Raw genomic sequence first — 19,580 nt, forward strand, 5'->3', positions numbered from 1 at the left:
ATAAAATGAGTGAGTTTTCACATTTAAACGACAGCGATCAACCTAAAATGGTTGACGTAGGATCAAAGAAGGTTACAAAACGTCAAGCTACAGCAAAGGCTACTATGTTTTTAGGGAAAGAAATAATTTCTCTATTTGAAAACAACGAGTTGAAAACAAAGAAAGGTCCCGTGTTTCAAACTGCAATTATTGCTGGGATACAGGGGGTTAAAAAAACATCAGAGCTTATACCTATGTGTCATCCTTTATTGATTCATGGTGTAGATGTTACCATTGATATTGTCGATTCAGAACATATTCAGTTGTTGTGTACTGTAAAAATTGAAGGAAAAACAGGGGTTGAAATGGAAGCTTTAACAGGTGTTAATATTGCAGCTCTTACGGTATATGATATGTGTAAGTCGGTGTCGCAAGAGATGCTCATAAAAGAAGTAGTTTTGGTAAAAAAATCAGGTGGAAAATCTGATATCAACAAAGAATAAATGAAAAAACATAGCAAACATACCAAATTAACGAGAAGAAATAATGGTGATTTTGGACCCAATGAATTGGCCTTTTTAGGAGTCAAATGCGGTGTGATAACGAATTTGGTTGAAGTAGTAAGCAAACGATTGCATACGGAAGCGAAAATTGCCTATGCAGATGCTTCACATGGAAAAGACAATACCGCTCCACTGTTTGATACGTATACTTATCACAGTTCTGGAGATATGGCGATTGCTTCCGATGTGAAAAGAAATGTATTTAATGAACGAATTCGTTTTGCCGAATACGATTTGGTTTTGGTGAACGGAAATCATTTTCCGGCGCAAAAACAAGTGATTTTCTTAGATCCAGAAAAAGAAAGTTCGATCGAAAAAAGAATGGATCAGATTACAGATATCCAATTTTTTATTAAAACAGATGAAACCGTTGAAATCTTCAAATCATTACGAGAAAAGTTTCCCAATTGTAAAGATATTCCTGTGTTTGATGTAACAGATATCGATGCTATCGTGGGGCACTTAAAAAGTTATATACATGCCCAGCAGGCTGAATTAAATGGCTTGGTGTTGATTGGTGGTAAAAGTACGCGTATGGGAGAAGACAAAGCTCAGCTATCTTATTATGGAATGCCTCAAAGTGATTACATGGTTCAGTTGCTAGAAAAACAGCAGTTAGATACCTTTGTATCCGTGCGAGCAGAACAAGATGCAAAACAACATAAAACGATAACCGATGCTTTTGTTGGTTTGGGACCTTTTGGTGCTATTTGTTCAGCGTTTATGAAAAACCCAAATAATGCGTATCTTGTATTGGCAACAGATTTGCCTTATGTTTCTGAAGCATTAGTTGCTCAATTAATTGCTGCTCGAAATCCTAAAAAAATTGCTACAGCTATTAAAGGGAAATCAGCTAAGTTTATGGAGCCTTTGGTGACAATTTGGGAGCCAAAAGCGTATCCGATTTTGTTGAGTTATTTGGCACAAGGGTATTCTTGCCCAAGAAAAATTTTAATAAATTCAGATGTTGAAATAGTAGAGGTTGATGATGCTTTGATAAGAAATGTAAATACGCCAGAAGAGTATAAGCAAGTACAAAATGAATTAAATTCTTAACGACAAAATATGATCTTAGAAAAAAGAATTCCCATTAGTTATTGGATACGTATCATTCGAAAAGATATGATTATCATGGGGGTTTTTTCTTCTTTCGTTTTTGTTTTGTCTTTGTATTTACAAGATTTAACCATCCCTTTTCCAATTGTTGGTTTTTTAGGTACTGCGATTTCTTTATTGCTTTCTTTTAAATTGAGTCAGTCTTATGATCGTTGGTGGGAAGCCAGAAAAATATGGGGTGCTATTGTCAATGATTCTAGAAGTTTTGTAGTGCAATTGAAAAACTTTACAGATGGTTCAGAGTCTGAGTTGGTAAAAAAAATGGGATTTCGACAGATGGCATGGTGTTATGTGTTGGGGAACGATCTCAGAGAAGTCGATTCTATCGAAGTGGCCAGAGAATTTATTTCTGATGATGAATTAGAGGTTCTAAAAACAAGTAAAAACAGAGCATTGACTTTGTTGGATTTTCATAATAATGATTTGTTGAAATTACATAAAGCAAAAGCGATTAATGACTTTCAACAAGTTCAGATAGATAGTACGATTGTTAGATTGTGTGAGTCTATGGGGAAAGCAGAAAGAATTAAAAATACATTTTTCCCGAAAACGTATCGTTTGACCTTGCATTTTTTCATTTATATATTCCTAATATCTTTGTCGTTATCGTTAACAGAGTTGCATAATATTATTGAAATTCCCTTTATGATTGCGATATCTTTGCCGTTCTTTTTGTTAGAAAAAATAGCCTTGACAATTCAAGATCCTTTTGAAAATAAACCAGCAGATACACCTGTTACAAGTATCGCTAGAACTATAGAAATAAATTTAAAACAATTGCTCGGAGAGAAAAACATTCCAGAGAAATTAATTTCTGATACCTATTATTCGATGTAAATTTTTCAAGGTGCAAAAGATTCAGTTTTACAAAAAACAACAAGGTGTTTACAACACGAAAGCAGATACGGCGAAAAAACAGCTTATAAGATTAAGTTGGATGCGCTTTTTGTCGTTCGTAGTTACGGTATTCTTTATATATTATTTTTTAGGACAATCAGAATTGATGTTCTTTTCAGTATTGTTAGGGGGCTCGATTTTTTCATTTTTTTTAAAGAAGTATTGGAAAAAGAAAGAAGAAAAATTACATCTTGATGCACTTAAAAATATCAATCAATTAGAGTTGTCTGTTCTAAAGGGAGATGTATCTCAATTAAAATCAGGAGACAACTATAAAAATGCTCAACATGAGTATAGTTTTGATGTTGATTTGTTTGGTAAGGGTTCGTTTTTTCAAATATTGAACAGAACCGTTACAGAAGCTGGAGAAAAAAAACTAGTGGAATTGTTAGAATCTAATGACATACTAGCTGTTCAGAATAAACAAACTGCAGTGAAAGAACTAGCAGAAGCGATTGAATGGAGACAAGAATTTTCTGCGCTAGCGAGTAGTATTAAACCTGAGATTTCTATTGAAGCTATTGTCAAATGGTTGAAAGGTCATAAAAGTAATATCCCAAAGATAATGCGTTGGGTACCGATTGATTTTTCAATACTCTCATTTTTATTGTTAGTTGGTCTTGTTTTTTCTTTTGTTTCAGTTGGTTTGGTAACGCTTTGGTTTTTTATCGGATTAACAATTTCGGGTGTTTACTTGAAACAGGTAAACGAGCTCTATACCAAAGCTGGAAAAGCAAAGCATACATTCGAGCAATATTATAAACTTTTATCTGTGGTTGAAGCATCGTCGTTTCAAGCAGACTTGTTGCAAATTCAACTTCGTAAAATACATACAAGCTCTGAAAGTGCTTCTAGAACTATGAGAAGTTTTTTTCAATATTTAAATGCTCTGGACCAACGCAACAATATCTTTTTTGCCATTTTTGGAAATGCTTTTTTACTCTGGGATGTAAAACAAGCGTATAAAATTGAGTCATGGCTAAAACTGCATGAGAGTGATGTGCAGGAGTGGTTTGATGTTATTTCATTTTTTGATGCCTATAATAGTTTGGCAAATTATACTTTTAATTATCCTAAATTTAGTTTCCCTGAGATCATGGAATCAGATACAGTTTTTAAAGCGGTAGGTTTAGGGCATCCTTTATTGTCTGAAGCCAAGAGAATCACTAGTGATTGTAAGATGATTCAAACAGATTTTTTTATTATCACAGGCGCAAATATGGCGGGTAAAAGTACTTTTTTAAGATCGGTTTCTTTGGCGATAGTTATGTCAAATTTGGGCTTGCCAGTGTGTGCTACTCGTTTTGAGTATACCCCTATAAAGCTTATTACCAGCATACGTAATTCAGATTCCTTGAATGACGAGACCTCTTATTTTTTCTCTGAGTTGAAAAGGTTAAAGCATATCGTTTCAGTGCTAAATATCGATAATTATTTTATCGTGTTAGATGAGATTTTAAAAGGAACGAATAGTATTGACAAGGCAGAAGGTTCTCAAAAGTTTGTGGAAAAATTGGTGGCTTCAAATGCAACAGGAATTATTGCAACACACGATTTAAGTTTGTGCGAAATAGAAAAACAGCACCATCAAATTCAGAATTATTATTTTGACGCTGAAATAAAAAATGATGAGTTGTATTTCGACTATACTTTAAAAAGTGGCGTTTGTCAGAATATGAATGCCTCTTTTTTATTGAAAAAAATGGAAATTGTTTAGGCGCTTCATGTAAAGAGTAAATGGGCTGGCAGTGAGCCAGTCTAAATGTTAGTTTTTGATTCTAGAACTTCGACAGGCTCAGTCTCCTACGAATTCATGTTATTTAGGGAATAGTCGGGCAGTGAGCTTGTCCAACTGCTAACACGATTATTAGGGATGTGCGTTCACCCAAACTTCACCGTCTTCAAAATGTTCTTTTTTCCAAATCGGAACAGTTTCTTTTAAAGTATCAATTGCGAACTGACAAGCTTCAAAGGCTGCAACTCTATGTGCTGCTGAAACTGCAATAATAACTGGGATATCTCCAATTTGAAGCATTCCTTCAGCATGGTGTATGGCAATTTTCAAGACATCAAATTTCTCTAATACTTTTTCAGCTATCAGCTGCATTTCTTTTACAGCCATTGGGCCATATGCTGAAAAGTCTAATTTTTTTACCGATTTCCCTTTGGTGTGGTTTCTCACGGTACCTACAAAAATATCAATTCCACCGCAAGTAGGATTGTCGACAAAGTCGTAACACTCTTTAAGAGAAAGTTTTTCTGTACTTAGTTTTATAGAAATGTTATTCATAGATATTTTATTTATGTGGATAAACCCTGAGCCTGTCGAAGGGTTGTTTTTTAGGAGTTTGCATGAAAGTTACCAGAGCTTGTCGTGGGTGTTACCCTGAGCTTGTCGAAGGGTTATCCCCCACTCACAGGTGGTATCAATGCAATTACATCGTGCTCCACAATCATAGCGTCGTCATTCGCATAAGTCTCGTTTATGGCAACCGCATACGTTGTGTAGTTCTTGAGCTGCGGGTATTTTGAAGTCAAATAAGACTTAAAATCTCTAACCGAGGTTGTTGTGTTGAGGTTTAATTTTAAGGAGTTTTCTCCTATCAAATCTGCGACAATTCCAAAAAGTAAAAGTTCAATTTGCATGTACAATCGTTTTCACAAAAATACTTTTTATTCATTAGTTCGACAAAGGACAACTCTATTATTTGATGTATTTTTGTCTTGCCTTGAATACAAAAGAGAAACATACAAGATTAATCAAAGAAAAAGCATTGGCCATGGGTTTTACCAGCGTTGGTATCTCTAAAGCTGCTTTTTTAGAGGAAGAAGCTCCGAGATTAGAGCAATGGCTTCAGAAGGGTTTTCAAGGAGAAATGCACTATTTAGAGAATAACTTCGACAAGCGATTAGATCCTAGATTGTTGGTTGAAGGAGCGAAGTCTGTGATTTCTTTGAGCTACAATTATTTTCCTGCTAAAGAACAAAGAGATGATTCATTTCATATTGCAAAATACGCTTATGGGCAAGATTACCATCATGTTATAAAGAAAAAGCTACAAGAATTATTGCAGTTTATTCATGTTGAAATTGGGGAAGTGTCGGGAAGAGTTTTTACTGATTCTGCTCCAGTTATGGAGAGAGCTTGGGCTCAAAAATCAGGTTTGGGCTGGAATGGCAAGCATTCTTTGTTGATACAAAAACAGCATGGTTCTTTTTTCTTTTTAGCAGAAATGATTTTAGATTTAGAGTTAGAATATGACATTCCGTTTAAAACAGATCACTGCGGTACGTGTACCAAATGTATTGATGCATGTCCAACTGCTGCCATTTTGCCGAACAATACAGTTGATGGAAGCAAATGTATCTCGTACTTTACGATCGAATTAAAAAATGAGTTGCCGAACGAGGTAAAAGGAAAATTTGATGATTGGATGTTTGGCTGTGATATCTGTCAAGATGTATGTCCATGGAATCGCTTTTCGAAGCCGCATTCTGAGCCATTGTTTGAGCCTCATGATGACTTGTTGTCTATGACGAAAAATGACTGGCAAGAAATAACGGAAGAAGTGTTTCAAAAAGTGTTTAAAAAATCTGCGGTAAAACGTACTAAATTTTCAGGTCTAGCTCGTAATATTAAGTTTTTAAAAGACTGAAAAATAGCTGATATTTCTGTGCTAAATTCGATATATTTGTTGGTTAAATAACCAATCAATTACTACATGTCTGAATCTAGAAAAAGAAGAGAAGCATTAATTTACCACGCAAAACCAACTCCAGGAAAAATAAAAGTAGTACCTACAAAAAAATACGCCAGTCAAAGAGATTTGTCATTGGCCTATTCTCCTGGTGTGGCAGAGCCTTGTTTAGAGATTGAAAAAGATCCAGAAAACGCGTATCGATATACTTCCAAAGGAAACTTGGTTGCAGTGATTTCTAACGGTACGGCAGTATTGGGTTTAGGAGATATTGGCCCTTTAGCAGGAAAACCTGTAATGGAAGGGAAAGGATTGTTGTTTAAAATATTTGCTGATATAGATGTGTTTGATATTGAGGTTGATGTTACAGACGTAGATAAATTTATTGATACAGTAAAAGCGATTTCTCCTACTTTTGGTGGGATTAATTTAGAAGATATCAAAGCGCCAGAAGCCTTTGAGATTGAAAGAAGATTGAAAGAGGAATTAGATATACCTGTCATGCATGATGATCAACATGGTACGGCGATAATATCTGCCGCTGCGTTAAAAAACGCTGCTGAAATAGTTGAAAAGAAAATTGAAGATCTTAAAATAGTTGTGAACGGAGCAGGTGCAGCAGCTATCTCTTGTACGCGTTTGTATATGGCGTTGGGTGCAAAGAGAGAAAATATTGTAATGTGTGACTCAAAGGGAGTTATTCGAAATGATCGTGGTAATTTGACAACGCAGAAAGCTGAGTTTTCTACACATCTAGATTTGAATACACTTGAAGAGGCAATGGTCGATTCAGATGTGTTTATCGGTTTGTCAAAGGGAGATGTGGTGACTCCAGAAATGTTGTTGACGATGGCTAACGATCCAATTGTGTTTGCTATGGCCAATCCTACACCAGAGATCGATTTTAATTTGGCTGTTAAAACTCGTAAAGATATCATCATGGCAACGGGTCGATCAGACCATCCTAATCAAGTGAACAATGTACTTGGATTTCCATTTATTTTTAGAGGAGCTTTGGATGTAAGAGCCACAGGAATCAACGAAGAAATGAAAATGGCTGCGGTTCATGCCTTGGCAGATTTGGCGAAAAAAACAGTGCCAGAGCAAGTGAATTTGGCCTACAACCAATCTAATTTAACATTTGGTAGAGATTATATCATTCCAAAACCGTTTGATCCAAGGTTGATTTACGAGATACCACCGGCGATTGCAAAAGCAGCAATGGAGTCAGGTATTGCTAAATATCCTATTCAAGATTGGGATAAATACAAGCACGAATTGATGGAGCGTTTAGGAACTGGTAATAAAATGGTTCGTATGCTGCATGATAGAGCTAAATCTAACCCGAAACGATTGGTGTTCAACGAGGCAGATAAGCTAAATGTGATGAAGGCGGCGCAGATTGTGTATGATGAAGGAATTGCAATTCCGATTTTATTAGGTAACAAAGCGATTATTCAAGCCCATATAGAAGAAATTGGATTTGAAGGGGATGTAGAAATTATCGATCCGAAAATAGATGAAGAGAGACCAAGAAGGTTTCGTTATGCCGAAATTTATTGGAAAGCAAACCAACGAAAAGGTGTGACGTTGGTAGAGGCACAAAAAATGATGCGTGAGCGTAATTATTTTGCGTCAATGATGGTGAATGAAGGTGATGCTGATGCCATGATTACAGGATATGCAAGAAATTATTCGAGTACAATTAAACCTTTGTTTGAAACTATTGGTATGTTGGATGGTGTTACAAGAATCGCTGCAACAAATATGATGCTAACAAAACGCGGACCTATGTTCTTGTCTGATACCACAATAAATATTGATCCGAATGCGAAGCAATTGGCGAAAATTACGCAATTAACAAGCAGCGTTGTAAAAATGTTTGGTTTAGAACCCGTAGTGGCTATGTTGTCGTTTTCAAACTTCGGAGCATCTACTTCAAAACATCCAACGAAAATTGAAGAAGCAGTTGGTATTTTACACAAAACAAATCCAGATTTGATAGTAGACGGACCGATTCAAGCAGATTTCGCATTGAATTCAGAGATGTTAGAAGATAAATTTCCTTTTTCTTTGCTAGCAGGAAAAAAAACCAATACCTTGATATTTCCGAATCTAGACTCATCAAATATTGCATATAAGATGATGAAAGAGCTAAATGGAGTCGAATCAATTGGGCCAATTATTCTTGGATTAAAGAAGCCAGCACATATTCTGCAATTAGGAGCAAGTGTAGATGAAATGGTAAACATGGCTGCGGTAGCGGTAGTTGATGCTCAAAACAAATCAAAAGAACAGTAGTATGATTACACAATTAAGAGGTAGGTTGATAGAAAAAAATCCAACCTATATAGTTGTTGATTGCAATGGTGTTGGGTATTATTTACATATTTCATTAAATACGTTCAGCGCATTGCCATCTGACGAAGCGATAACCATTTATACGCATTTGTCAATCAAGGAAGATGCGCATACTTTATTTGGTTTTATAACACGACTAGAAAGAGAGATTTTCCGATTGTTGATTTCGGTTTCTGGAGTTGGGCCAAGTATCGCAAGAACCATGTTGTCGTCGATGACATCTGAAGAGATTCAACAGGCAATAGCTTCGTCAAATGTGGCGTTGATTCAATCCGTAAAAGGGATTGGTGCGAAAACCGCACAACGATTAATTTTAGATTTAAAAGATAAAGTTGTTAAAACATTTGATTTAGATGAAAATGACTTGTCTCAGCACAATACAAACAAAGAAGAAGCGTTATCAGCTTTAGAAGTACTTGGATTTGCAAGAAAAATTTCTGAAAAAGTATTAGACCGTATTTTGAAAGAAGATAATTCTCTATCAGTTGAAGAATTAATAAAAAAGGCATTGAAAAGTTTTTAACCAAACTTGAGAAAACTGTTGCTAAAATATAAGGGGGTATTTTTGCTGTTTTGTTGTATGATAAGTTATGCAACAATGTCGGCACAAATAGCGCCTGTCGTTCAGCCAGATCCGGTTGAAGAGACGCCTGATCAAAAACATAGTCTTTTTTTTCAGTTACCTACAACTAAAGAAGTTATTTACGACCCTGCAAGTAAGCGATATATTATCAAAGAGACTGTTGGTGGTGTTGAAGTGAGTACTCCGTTGTTTATGTCTACAACCGAATACAAAGACTATCGTCTCAAGCAAGACATGAAAGAGTATTATAATCAAAAAATAAGTGCTCAAAATTCAGACAAAGAGGGAAGTAAAGAAGCGCAAAAAAACTTATTGCCTACCTACTATGTAAACTCGAATTTGTTTAAAACCATTTTTGGAGGGAATGCTATTGAAACCAATGTTCAAGGTGCTATTGATGTGCGATTGGGAGTTTTGTATCAAAATATTGAAAATCCACAGCTTTCAGAAGCCAATAGAAAAAATATCACCTTTGATTTCGATCAGCAAGTAACCGCAAGTATAGGTGCAAAAATAGGCGAACGATTAAAGGTTACAGCAAATTACGATACCAAATCAACTTTTGATTTTCAAAACCTTGTAAAGATTGAATTTTCTCCCGGATTTGAAACAGCAAATGAGGATGATATTGTTCGAAAAATCGAACTCGGTAACGTAAGTATGGACGTTAGTAATAACTTAATTTCTGGTTCGCAAAGCTTATTTGGTATCAAAACAGAATTGCAATTTGGTAAAACAACGATAACTTCAGTTTTTTCTGAACAAAAATCAGAAACCAAAACGGTTACTGCTCAAGGTGGTTCTTCTTTGAATGAATTTGAATTGCAAACAAGTCAATACGATGCCAATAAATATTTTTTCTTAGCACATTATTTTAGAAACAACTACAACGATGCTTTAAAAAACTATCCGATAATCAATAGTTCAATCAATGTAATTAACGTTGAAGTATGGGTTACAAATAGAGGGTCGAATACCGAAGATGTTAGAAATATTGTTGCCTTAACCGATATGGGTGAAAAGGGAGTTGATTTCTACTATAACTCAGAAACAGGTATTAAAGAATCAAATATTACCAATATGGAAGTTACAGAAACCGTAACCTATCCATACCCAAACCCAGATAATGAAGCCAATAGTTTGACGACTGTTTTTGCAGATACCCGTATCAGAAATATCGGAACTGTAAAAAGTGCTTTGCCACCTTCTATGGTGCAAGGGCCAGACTATACGATTCTTGAAAATGCGAAAAAATTATTACCCAATGAATTTACATTTCATCCACAGCTCGGTACATTAACTCTGAATAGAAGTTTGACGGATGGTGATGTCTTGGCTGTTGCTTTCCAATATACAATTACAGGTAATGAAAGGGTGTTTCAAGTTGGAGAATTAACTTCAGATGGTATTCCTTCAGACGAGAACCTTGTTGTGAAAATGCTGCGATCTGAAATAAAAGAACCCGGAAAGAGGATATGGGATTTAATGATGAAGAACATTTATTCTCTTGGGGCGTATCAAATGCAACAAGAAGGATTTTTATTAGAACTTTTGTATAAAGATGATGAAACCGGAGTTGCGATCAACTCTTTGCAAAATGCAGTTTCAACTTACAACTCTAATGGAGATAATGTAACCGTAAGTGAACGAACACTTTTGAACTTGATGAAACTGGATAGTTTGGATCAAAATAATTTTGTAAAACCGAAAGGGGATGGGTATTTTGATTATGTAGAAGGAATTACGGTGAATTCTGAAATCGGAGCCATATTGTTTCCAACAGTTGAACCATTTGGACGTGATTTAGAAGCAAAATTGACCAATCCATCGGATGATCTTTTCTTGTTTAATGAATTGTATACCAACACGCAAGCAGTCGCTCAAAATGATTATCAAAACAGGGATAAATATTATATCAAAGGGTATTACAAATCCGATGCAAGTAACGGTATTTCTTTAGGAGCTTTCAATGTACCAAGAGGATCGGTAACGGTAACTTCGAATGGAATTGCACTGACGGAAGGCGTTGATTATGTGGTTGATTATTTAAGTGGTCGAGTTCAAATCATCAACCCAGCTGTGGAAGCATCCGGAGCTCCGGTACAAGTTTCTTTGGAAAATAATACATTATTCAATCAACAAACCAAACGATATGTGGGGATTGATGTTGAACATAAATTTTCTGATAAGTTTCAGATGACAGGAACCTATTTGAATGTGAATGAACGTCCACTTACACAAAAGGTGAGTTATGGTTCTGACCCTATCAACAATACGATGCTTGGTTTGACTTTAAACTACGATTCTGAAGTTCCTTGGTTGACAAAAATGGTGAATAAATTGCCTTTTCAAGACACAGATGTTCCATCACAAGTATCGGTAAGAGGTGATTTTGCATATATGTTGCCGGGTACACCAAGTGGTATTGATCAGGATGGTGAAGCTACAACTTATATTGATGATTTTGAAGGAGCTCAAATTCCGTTGAATGTCATGGATGTGAACTCTTGGAAGCTATCAAGTAAACCGTTGAATTTTCCAGGGTATGATTTTGGAGAAGAAGTTGATTACGACGATCCTGAAGATCCGGGGATATTGAATAGTGGTAAGAAAAGAGCCGATTTAGCTTGGTATTCAATCGATAGATTGTTTTATGGAAACTCTTCTTTGACTCCGCCAAATATCAATAATGATGAGCTGTCAAGGGCTGAGGTAAGTCGTGTAGATTATTCAGAAATTTTTCCGAGAACAGATTTAGACAATACACAATCCACAACACTCTCTACTTTCGATTTATCGTATTTCCCTAAAGAGCGGGGTAGTTATAATTATGACACAGATAATTTAGATTTTGATGGTAGTTTGGCTACTCCAGAAGATCGATGGGGTGGAATTACACGACCGTTGACAACCAACGATTTTCAACGCGCGAATGTAGAATATATTCAATTTTGGATGCAAGATCCTTATGAAAATTATTCAATGAATGCGCAAGAAGGAGCTCCAATTACGCCTATAAAAGAGGGAGAGCTTTTCTTTAATTTAGGAAATATCTCAGAAGATATTTTGAAGGATGGTCGTAAGATGTATGAAAATGGATTGCCTGGTGCTGATGAGGTTGATAATACGGACAAATCTGCTTGGGGTGATATTCCGACGAATAATACTTTTTTATATGCGTTTAACGAGTTAGATCAAGATAGATTGGTACAAGATGTTGGATTGGATGGTTTAGGAGATGAAGAGGAAAGAACTAAATTTCCAGGGGTAAATCCTGATGATCCATCTACGGATAACTATCGTTTTTTTAGAAGTTCTGTTTACGATCAAGAAAATGCTTCGATTATTTCTAGGTATAAAGACTATAACAAAACACAGGGAAACTCACCTACGGCTAATTTAAGTCCAGAGTCTTATCCAACTGCTGCTACTACTGTTGCTGATGCTGAAGATATCAATAGAGATCAAACCATGAACTCTATCAATGCCTATTATCAGTACAAAGTATCATTAAATGCCAATGATCTGGCACTAGGAAAAAATCACATTGTAGATGTAAAAAGTGTACAAAGAAATACTCCAGATGGAGGGACGAAAGATGTAACATGGTATCAATTTAGAATTCCTATCAACTCAGGTACTCCAATAAATGGTATTACCGATTTCAACTCTATTCGATTTATGCGAATGTTTTTGACCAAATTTAAAACTCCGGTGGTACTGCGTTTTGGTCAACTTCAGTTAGTCCGTGGAGATTGGAGACGTTACGACAAAAATGTACATGGAGGTGTTCAAGTACCAGACGATGATCTGGATGAAACGGAATTACTGAATTTTACGACTGGAGTGGTCAATATAGAAGAAAATGAAGGAAGAGTGCCTATTCCATATGTGTTGCCACCTGGAATTCAGAGAGAACAATTACAAGGTGCTACGAGGTTGCAATTTCAAAACGAGCAATCGTTGTCGGTAAAAGTTAATGACCTTCAGGCAGGGGAAGCTAGAACAGTGTTTAAAAACCTTATTTCTGATCTTCGAATGTTTAAAAAGTTAAAAATGTTCGTGCATGCCGAAGGTATTGGTACTGATTTGCAAGATGATAAGATGATGGCAATCATGCGTTTGGGGTCAGATTTGAACGATAACTATTATCAAGTAGAGGTGCCTTTAAAAGCTACCTTGTTTGGAGAATCGACAAGTGAAGAGGTGTGGCCAGCAGAGAATAATTTTGAGGTAGATTTGGAGTCTTTAGGTTTGTTAAAAGTACAGCGTTATGCAGAACAAGGCTCTTCTGGTGCTAATGAACTTTACCCATTGCCAGTTCCAGGAGAAGCTCCGATGTACCGCGTTCGTGTAAAAGGAAACCCGAACTTAGCGAACATCAAAACTATGATGATGGGGGTTCAGAATATTTCAACAACACCTCAAAGTGCGGAGTTGTGGTTCAATGAATTGCGCGTTGCAGGTTTCGATAATGAAGGTGGATGGGCGACAACGGTAAGTGCCAATGCGAATTTTGCAGATTTGGCGGATGTTGCTTTAACGGGAAGCATGCAAACAATAGGTTTTGGAGGTGTTGAACAGCGTGTGAATGAAAGAAGTCAAGAAGATGTGAAACAATATGGTGTATCTACCAACGTAAATGTTGGGCAATTGATGCCGAAAGATTGGGGAGTTAAAATACCATTGAGTTATTCAATTTCTGAAGAGTTTAAAGATCCTAAGTACGATCCTAAATTCCAAGATGTAAAATTTGAAGATGCTGAAGAAATCAATGAAAATAGTAGCAGTGCAAGAGATTATACCAAGCGTAGTAGTATTAGTTTGATCAACGTTAGAAAAGAACGTGTCGGAGAATTAAAAAAGAAACCGAAGCCATATGATATTGAGAACTTTTCAGTTTCTTATAGTTATAACGAGTTAAATCATCGTGATTACAACGTGCAAAAAAGATTAGAACAAGATGTAAGAACTTCTGCGAATTATGCATACAATATTCCTGCAAGGCCTATTGAACCTTTTAAAAATTCTGAATCGTTAAATAACAAGTATTTTAAAATAATTAGAGATATCAATTTTAATTTGCTGCCATCTACGATTGGTGTGAATAGTAATATTACAAGAACTTATAACGAGCAAGCTTCTCGAAATTTGGTTACACAAGGAGCGTTGCCTACCTTAAGACAACGAAACTTTTTGTTTGATTGGGATTACAATATTGGTTATAATCTTAGTAGGAACTTAAAATTTAATTTCAGAGCAGCCAACAAACATATTTATGATTCTTTTGAGCAATTAGATGATGCTGAAACTGAAGATATAGGTCTGTATACCGATTTTTTCAATTTAGGAAGGGCGAATAACTACAATCAAAAGTTTGATGTGAATTATCAAATTCCGATCGATAAATTGCCGTATTTAAGCTTTGTAACTGCAGATTATAACTATACAGCGGACTTTAGTTGGCAAGCAGGTTCACAATCGTTTTTATACCAAATTGGGAATTCTATTCAGAATGCAAACACACATAGTTTGTCAACGAATATGAATATGACCAAATTTTATAAAGAAATTGGGTTGAAGAGCTTGTTTACTCCAAAATCTAAGAAAAAGAAGAAAAAGAAAAGTTCGAAAGCAGATGATGGCAAACCAAAATTTGCAACTCCAACTGCTCCAAGAAAAATAGGTTCTTCTAAAAAAACAAGTACAGGAGAAAAGGTGCTAAATGTTGCATACGATTTAATAACTTCTATCAAATCAACACGAATCAGTTATTCAGAGAATAATGGTACATTTTTACCAGGGTACAAGCAGTCAGTTGGTTTTCTTGGACGAAGTAGAACAGATGGTGGATTGGCTCCAACTTTTGGTTTTGTATTTGGAGATCAAACGGATATTAGACAAAGAGCATTGAATAGCGATTGGTTAACGACGAGAAATGTGAACTTGGCTGGAGTTGAAGATGAAGACTATTACTCGAAAAATTTCACCAATACACATTACAAAAAATTAGATTGGTCGATGTCGGTAAAACCCATCAAAGATTTAGACATAACAATCAATGCGAACAGAATAGAAACTCGAAATAGGAATCAGCAGATTGATGCCGTAAAGGATTTTTCGAATCGACCGGATGGAAACTACGATGGTTCTGATGAAAACGGTTCTTTTGTGAGAAGGTTTGAAACAACACAGCTTTCAGAAATAAGTAATTTTAACATGACATATAGCATGTTTAAAACGGCTTTTGATGGAGATGGAAATGATACTTTCCAACAATTCCTAGATAATAGAGCTACCATACAACAACGTTTGGCTGCTGAAAACGGTTTAGATCCTACAAAATATGGCTTGAATAGTCAAGATGTTTTGTTGCCGGCATTTACTTCAGCCTATTCTGGAGGTAGTGCAGACTCTGAAAAGTTGAGTCCTTTTAGAAACTCACCGATACCGAACTGGAGGTTGAGCTATAAAGGACTGATGCGTATCAAATGGTTTAAGAAAAATTTCTCTAGTTTTATTGTAACACACGGGTACCAATCGTCTTATACGATTGCCAACATGAAAAACAATGCACAATACGTAGAAGATGATAATGGAATACCACCGAGCGATATCAACGGAAACTATTTTTCAAAAGTAATTATTTCGACGATTGCATTGAGCGATGGTTTTTCTCCATTGATAAAATTAGACATGCGCTTTAAAAATTCACTGTCTTTTAGAGGAGAAGTGAATAAAGACCGAACTTTAGCTTTGAGTTTTAATAACAATAGTCTGTCTGATATTCGTGGTACGGAATATGTATTTGGTTTGGGGTATATTATAAAGGATGTGAAGTTAAAATCTTCATCGGGTAGAAGAAAGGCCATAAAAGGTGATATCAATATGAAAGCAGATATTTCTTACCGACAAAACTTAACAACCATTCGAACAGTTGATACAGAGAATACACAGATTACGGGAGGTCAAGATTTATTCTCGCTTAAAATTTCAGCAGATTATAATTTGAATAAAAATTTAATCGCGACATTCTACTACGATCAAACGGCTTCAAAATATGCGATTTCAACTTCTTTCCCTCGTCAATCTATTAGCAGTGGAATTAGCATTACCTATAATTTAGGAAATTAATTAGGTCTTGTAACAATTGTTACTAAGAGAAGAGCAGATATTTTTATACTTTTGTTTTCATAAATGATAAAATTATAAACAATGAATTTACCTGAAAATTTAAAATATACAAAAGACCACGAGTGGGTTAAAATAGATGGAGATGTTTTGACAATCGGAATTACTGATTTCGCTCAAAGCGAGTTAGGAGATATTGTGTATGTTGATGTTGATACTTTAGATGAAGAAGTTGAAGAAAACGAAGTTTTTGGGTCTGTAGAAGCAGTGAAAACAGTTTCTGATTTGTTTATGCCGATGACTGGAGAGGTAATCGAGTTTAATGAAGGATTAGAAGATGCTCCTGAGTTGGTAAACACTGATCCATATGGTGACGGTTGGATGATTAAAGTTAAAGCCAGTGATATTTCTCAATATGATAATTTATTAGATGCTGAAGGGTATAAGGCATTGGTACAAGCGTAATGCTTTATGGTTGGCCATTGCTAATACCTTAGTAGTGGTCTATCTAAGTCTTTTTAGAATTAGTTCTATTAGACATATCGTAGATTTTTCATACATCGATAAATACCAACATTTATTGGCGTATTTTGTATTGTGTTTGAGTTGGCTTGTAGTAGTTGCTAACAAAACCAAAAAATACAAATACATCACGCTCTTTAGTATTGTTTTTTTCGGAGGACTCATGGAGGTGCTACAACAGGTGCTTACGGATTATAGACAAGCCGATATTTATGATGTTGTTGCAAATTCTATAGGGGTTTTGATTGGTTTTTTTGTGTTTGAAAAATTATCAAAAACTATATTTAAAGAGTTCTTCGCTGAGTGATTGCAACCATATTTATCGGAGTATATCAAATACACTAAAAAAAAATGATTTTTCTACGTTATTTTATGGTGTTCAGTTTGGATAAGTGGTACTTAAATTATTAAATTAGCGAACTCATTAATTATTTCAACAAATGGAAGTAAAGAAAAATCCTAAGTCCAATCTTGAAAATTATTCTAAATTGTTTATTCAATTAGGATTAGTATTGGCACTTTTTACTGTCTATGTTTCTATCGAACATAAAACATACGACAGGGCAGTGGCTGAATTAGGACCTGCATCATTAACAGGTGAAGAAGTAGAAGAAATGGTAATTACTTCTCGTCCTATTCCGGTAAAACCACCACCACCGCCACCACCACCACCAGCTCCAGAGATTATTGAGATAGTTGAGGATAAGGAAGAAATCGTGGAGACAGTTTTAGAAACTACAGAAACAGACGAAGAAGAAGAGGTTATTGTAGAAGAAATTGTTGAAGAGGTAGAGGCTGAAGAGATCATCGAAGATGTACCTTTTGCAATTATTGAAGATATTCCTGTTTTTCCTGGATGTGAAAAAGGAACAAAAGCTCAAAAGAAAAAATGTTTTTCTGAGAAGATTCAAAAACATATCAATAGAAAATTTAATTCTGGATTGGCTTCAGATTTAGGTTTGTCAGCTGGTAAAAAGAGAATTTTTGTAATGTTTAAAATCGACCATACTGGTAGTATAACAGAAATTCAAGCTAGAGCGCCACACCCTAGGTTAAAGAAAGAAGCAGAACGTGTTGTAAAAACACTTCCTAAAATGACACCAGGTAAACAAAGAGGAAGACCGGTGAGTGTACGTTACTCATTGCCTATTTCGTTCTTGGTAGAATAATTAGAAAGAAATAATGTGAAAACCCCTTCTATTTTTAGAAGGGGTTTTTTGTGTTTTCTAATTGGCATGTTTGTTGAATGTGTTTTAGTAAACCTAAAAAAACACATTATGAAAACAACTAAAAATGAATCAGTGTACACACATCAAAGATGTAATGAGAAATTAGAAAAAAGCTCAAAACTATTTACTTTAATTGGATTAGTTTTGGCTTTATTTGTGGTTTCAGTATTGATAGAATACGAAACAAAACAAGTAGAGATAACCATTGAGCAAACTGCATCTTTAAACGAAAACAATGAGTATATTACGGCTGTTTTCTTCGAGAAGGAAGTAGTAAAAAGGAAACCGAAACAGGCTAAGTCTGACGATCCATTCATGGAAAACCCAGTTGAGTTAACCGAAACACCTATTGTGGTATCCGATATTGACAAGCTACCTGAAATCATCAATTCAGATAAAAGTGAATCTAAGGATATCAACATTGATTCAATTAATGTTGTAGATATTGTTGAACCTATTGTTGATGATTTTCCTATAGATTTTGTAGAGGAAGTTCCTGTTTTTCCTGGTTGTTCTGGTGATAAAAATGAACTGAAAGCATGTTTTTCTAAAAAAGTAAAAAAACATGTAAACAGAAAGTTTAATGCCGGCTTGGGACAGGAAGTGGGATTGTCTTCTGGGAAAAAAAGGATTTATGTTTTGTTCAAAATTGATAAAAATGGTGAAATTCAAGATGTAAAAGTTAGAGCCCCTCATCCAAGTCTTGTAAATGAAGCTGAACGAGTTGTGAAAACACTTCCTAAAATGAAACCAGGAAAACAAGGTGATAGAAATGTGAGTGTTCGATACACTTTACCTATTTCATTTGTGGTGGAATAGTTTTTTTAATAGGATTATTTAAGAGCCTGCCTATTTGGTAGGCTTTTTTTATGGTTAATTATTCGTATTTTCGCTACAAACAGAGCCTACTTAATAAAAATTGGAAATGAATTATTTTGCGCATGAAACTGCTGTTGTAGATGAAGGATGTACAATTGGTGAAGGAACAAAGATTTGGCACTTCAGTCATATTATGCCTGATTGTATCATCGGTAAACGTTGTAATATTGGTCAAAATGTGGTGGTTTCACCTAAGGTAAAATTGGGTACAAACGTCAAGGTTCAAAATAATGTATCAATTTATACAGGGGTTAACTGTGAGGATGATGTGTTTTTAGGGCCTTCTATGGTGTTTACGAATATCATCAACCCTAGGAGCGCTGTTCTAAGAAGAGACCAGTATGTAGAAACGCATGTTGGAAAAGGTGCAAGTATTGGTGCTAATGCTACGATTGTCTGTGGTAACGAAATTGGTGAATACGCTTTAATTGGTGCAGGAGCTGTTGTTGTAAAACCTGTTTTACCGTATGCTTTGGTCGTGGGTAATCCTTCGAATCAAATCGGTTGGGTAAGTGAGTTTGGGCATCGTTTGCACTTTAATGATCAAAACATTGCAGTTTGCCCTGAATCCCAAGAAAAATACAGTTTAACCCATAATAAGGTTGTTAAGTTACAATCATAG

Annotated in this window: 15 protein-coding genes; 13 read left to right on the forward strand and 2 right to left on the reverse strand. The window is 35.5% G+C overall.

Annotated features, from left to right (window positions below; genetic code table 11):
• The first annotated feature begins 5 nt into the window (after window positions 1-5).
• The 4 genes from moaC to F6P99_RS08085 are packed head-to-tail and all read left to right on the forward strand — an operon-like array spanning window position 6 to window position 4,272.
• Window positions 6-482, forward strand: a complete 477-nt coding sequence (gene moaC / locus F6P99_RS08070; protein WP_152286962.1) for a cyclic pyranopterin monophosphate synthase MoaC — start codon at window positions 6-8, stop codon at window positions 480-482.
• The gene (locus F6P99_RS08075) at window positions 483-1,598 is read left to right on the forward strand and encodes an NTP transferase domain-containing protein (protein WP_152286963.1); all 1,116 of its coding nucleotides are present in this window, start codon (window positions 483-485) and stop codon (window positions 1,596-1,598) included.
• 9 nt (window positions 1,599-1,607) lie between these two features.
• Complete coding sequence (locus F6P99_RS08080; RefSeq protein WP_152286964.1) at window positions 1,608-2,495, forward strand: bestrophin family protein; 888 nt, start codon at window positions 1,608-1,610, stop codon at window positions 2,493-2,495.
• Between the two features lie 10 nt (window positions 2,496-2,505).
• The gene (locus F6P99_RS08085) at window positions 2,506-4,272 is read left to right on the forward strand and encodes a MutS-related protein (protein ID WP_226913046.1); all 1,767 of its coding nucleotides are present in this window, start codon (window positions 2,506-2,508) and stop codon (window positions 4,270-4,272) included.
• A gap of 150 nt (window positions 4,273-4,422) precedes the next feature.
• Here the strand turns inward: F6P99_RS08085 and F6P99_RS08090 are convergent, their stop codons facing one another.
• Both F6P99_RS08090 and F6P99_RS08095 read right to left on the reverse strand, forming a co-directional pair.
• A complete protein-coding gene (locus F6P99_RS08090; protein WP_152286965.1) occupies window positions 4,423-4,845 on the reverse strand; it encodes a molybdenum cofactor biosynthesis protein MoaE in 423 nt (140 codons plus the stop codon).
• Window positions 4,846-4,958: 113 nt separating this feature from the next.
• Complete coding sequence (locus F6P99_RS08095; protein WP_152286966.1) at window positions 4,959-5,201, reverse strand: MoaD/ThiS family protein; 243 nt, start codon at window positions 5,199-5,201, stop codon at window positions 4,959-4,961.
• Between the two features lie 65 nt (window positions 5,202-5,266).
• On the opposite strand from F6P99_RS08095, the gene queG reads away from it, so the two are divergent.
• The 9 genes from queG (at window position 5,267) to F6P99_RS08140 (ending at window position 19,580) form a co-directional block, all read left to right on the forward strand.
• Window positions 5,267-6,211 carry a tRNA epoxyqueuosine(34) reductase QueG gene (queG, locus tag F6P99_RS08100; protein ID WP_226913047.1) on the forward strand — a complete coding sequence of 315 codons (945 nt, stop codon included), beginning with the start codon at window positions 5,267-5,269 and terminating at the stop codon, window positions 6,209-6,211.
• A 66-nt stretch (window positions 6,212-6,277) separates the two neighbouring features.
• Window positions 6,278-8,554 (forward strand): NADP-dependent malic enzyme, encoded by a 2,277-nt coding sequence (locus F6P99_RS08105; RefSeq protein WP_152286967.1) that lies wholly within the window; start codon window positions 6,278-6,280, stop codon window positions 8,552-8,554.
• Window position 8,555: 1 nt separating this feature from the next.
• Window positions 8,556-9,137 carry a Holliday junction branch migration protein RuvA gene (gene ruvA / locus F6P99_RS08110; protein WP_152286968.1) on the forward strand — a complete coding sequence of 194 codons (582 nt, stop codon included), beginning with the start codon at window positions 8,556-8,558 and terminating at the stop codon, window positions 9,135-9,137.
• Between the two features lie 75 nt (window positions 9,138-9,212).
• Window positions 9,213-16,331 (forward strand): T9SS outer membrane translocon Sov/SprA, encoded by a 7,119-nt coding sequence (sov, locus tag F6P99_RS08115; protein ID WP_193316034.1) that lies wholly within the window; start codon window positions 9,213-9,215, stop codon window positions 16,329-16,331.
• A gap of 81 nt (window positions 16,332-16,412) precedes the next feature.
• Entirely contained in the window at window positions 16,413-16,793 is a 381-nt protein-coding gene (gene gcvH / locus F6P99_RS08120; protein WP_152286970.1) for a glycine cleavage system protein GcvH, read from the forward strand.
• Complete coding sequence (locus F6P99_RS08125) at window positions 16,759-17,157, forward strand: VanZ family protein (RefSeq protein WP_152286971.1); 399 nt, start codon at window positions 16,759-16,761, stop codon at window positions 17,155-17,157. Before gcvH ends, F6P99_RS08125 begins: the two co-directional genes overlap by 35 nt.
• A 133-nt stretch (window positions 17,158-17,290) precedes the next feature.
• Window positions 17,291-18,019, forward strand: a complete 729-nt coding sequence (locus F6P99_RS08130; protein WP_152286972.1) for an energy transducer TonB — start codon at window positions 17,291-17,293, stop codon at window positions 18,017-18,019.
• A 108-nt stretch (window positions 18,020-18,127) separates the two neighbouring features.
• Complete coding sequence (locus F6P99_RS08135) at window positions 18,128-18,898, forward strand: energy transducer TonB (protein ID WP_193316035.1); 771 nt, start codon at window positions 18,128-18,130, stop codon at window positions 18,896-18,898.
• Between the two features lie 106 nt (window positions 18,899-19,004).
• A complete protein-coding gene (locus F6P99_RS08140; RefSeq protein WP_152286974.1) occupies window positions 19,005-19,580 on the forward strand; it encodes an acyltransferase in 576 nt (191 codons plus the stop codon).

This window comes from Flavicella marina (assembly GCF_009193215.1).
In the GTDB taxonomy this organism is placed as follows: Bacteria; Bacteroidota; Bacteroidia; order Flavobacteriales; family Flavobacteriaceae; genus Flavicella; species Flavicella marina.

Coding starts and splice junctions, on each gene's coding strand:
- F6P99_RS08140 (WP_152286974.1), top strand. CDS start 19,005: ATGAATTATTTTGCGCATGAAACTGCTGTTGTAGATGAAGGATGTACA.
- ruvA (WP_152286968.1), top strand. CDS start 8,556: ATGATTACACAATTAAGAGGTAGGTTGATAGAAAAAAATCCAACCTAT.
- moaC (WP_152286962.1), top strand. CDS start 6: ATGAGTGAGTTTTCACATTTAAACGACAGCGATCAACCTAAAATGGTT.
- queG (WP_226913047.1), top strand. CDS start 5,267: ATGTATTTTTGTCTTGCCTTGAATACAAAAGAGAAACATACAAGATTA.
- F6P99_RS08135 (WP_193316035.1), top strand. CDS start 18,128: ATGAAAACAACTAAAAATGAATCAGTGTACACACATCAAAGATGTAAT.
- F6P99_RS08090 (WP_152286965.1), bottom strand. CDS start 4,845: ATGAATAACATTTCTATAAAACTAAGTACAGAAAAACTTTCTCTTAAA.
- F6P99_RS08075 (WP_152286963.1), top strand. CDS start 483: ATGAAAAAACATAGCAAACATACCAAATTAACGAGAAGAAATAATGGT.
- F6P99_RS08095 (WP_152286966.1), bottom strand. CDS start 5,201: ATGCAAATTGAACTTTTACTTTTTGGAATTGTCGCAGATTTGATAGGA.
- sov (WP_193316034.1), top strand. CDS start 9,213: ATGTCGGCACAAATAGCGCCTGTCGTTCAGCCAGATCCGGTTGAAGAG.
- gcvH (WP_152286970.1), top strand. CDS start 16,413: ATGAATTTACCTGAAAATTTAAAATATACAAAAGACCACGAGTGGGTT.
- F6P99_RS08080 (WP_152286964.1), top strand. CDS start 1,608: ATGATCTTAGAAAAAAGAATTCCCATTAGTTATTGGATACGTATCATT.
- F6P99_RS08125 (WP_152286971.1), top strand. CDS start 16,759: ATGCTGAAGGGTATAAGGCATTGGTACAAGCGTAATGCTTTATGGTTG.
- F6P99_RS08105 (WP_152286967.1), top strand. CDS start 6,278: ATGTCTGAATCTAGAAAAAGAAGAGAAGCATTAATTTACCACGCAAAA.
- F6P99_RS08130 (WP_152286972.1), top strand. CDS start 17,291: ATGGAAGTAAAGAAAAATCCTAAGTCCAATCTTGAAAATTATTCTAAA.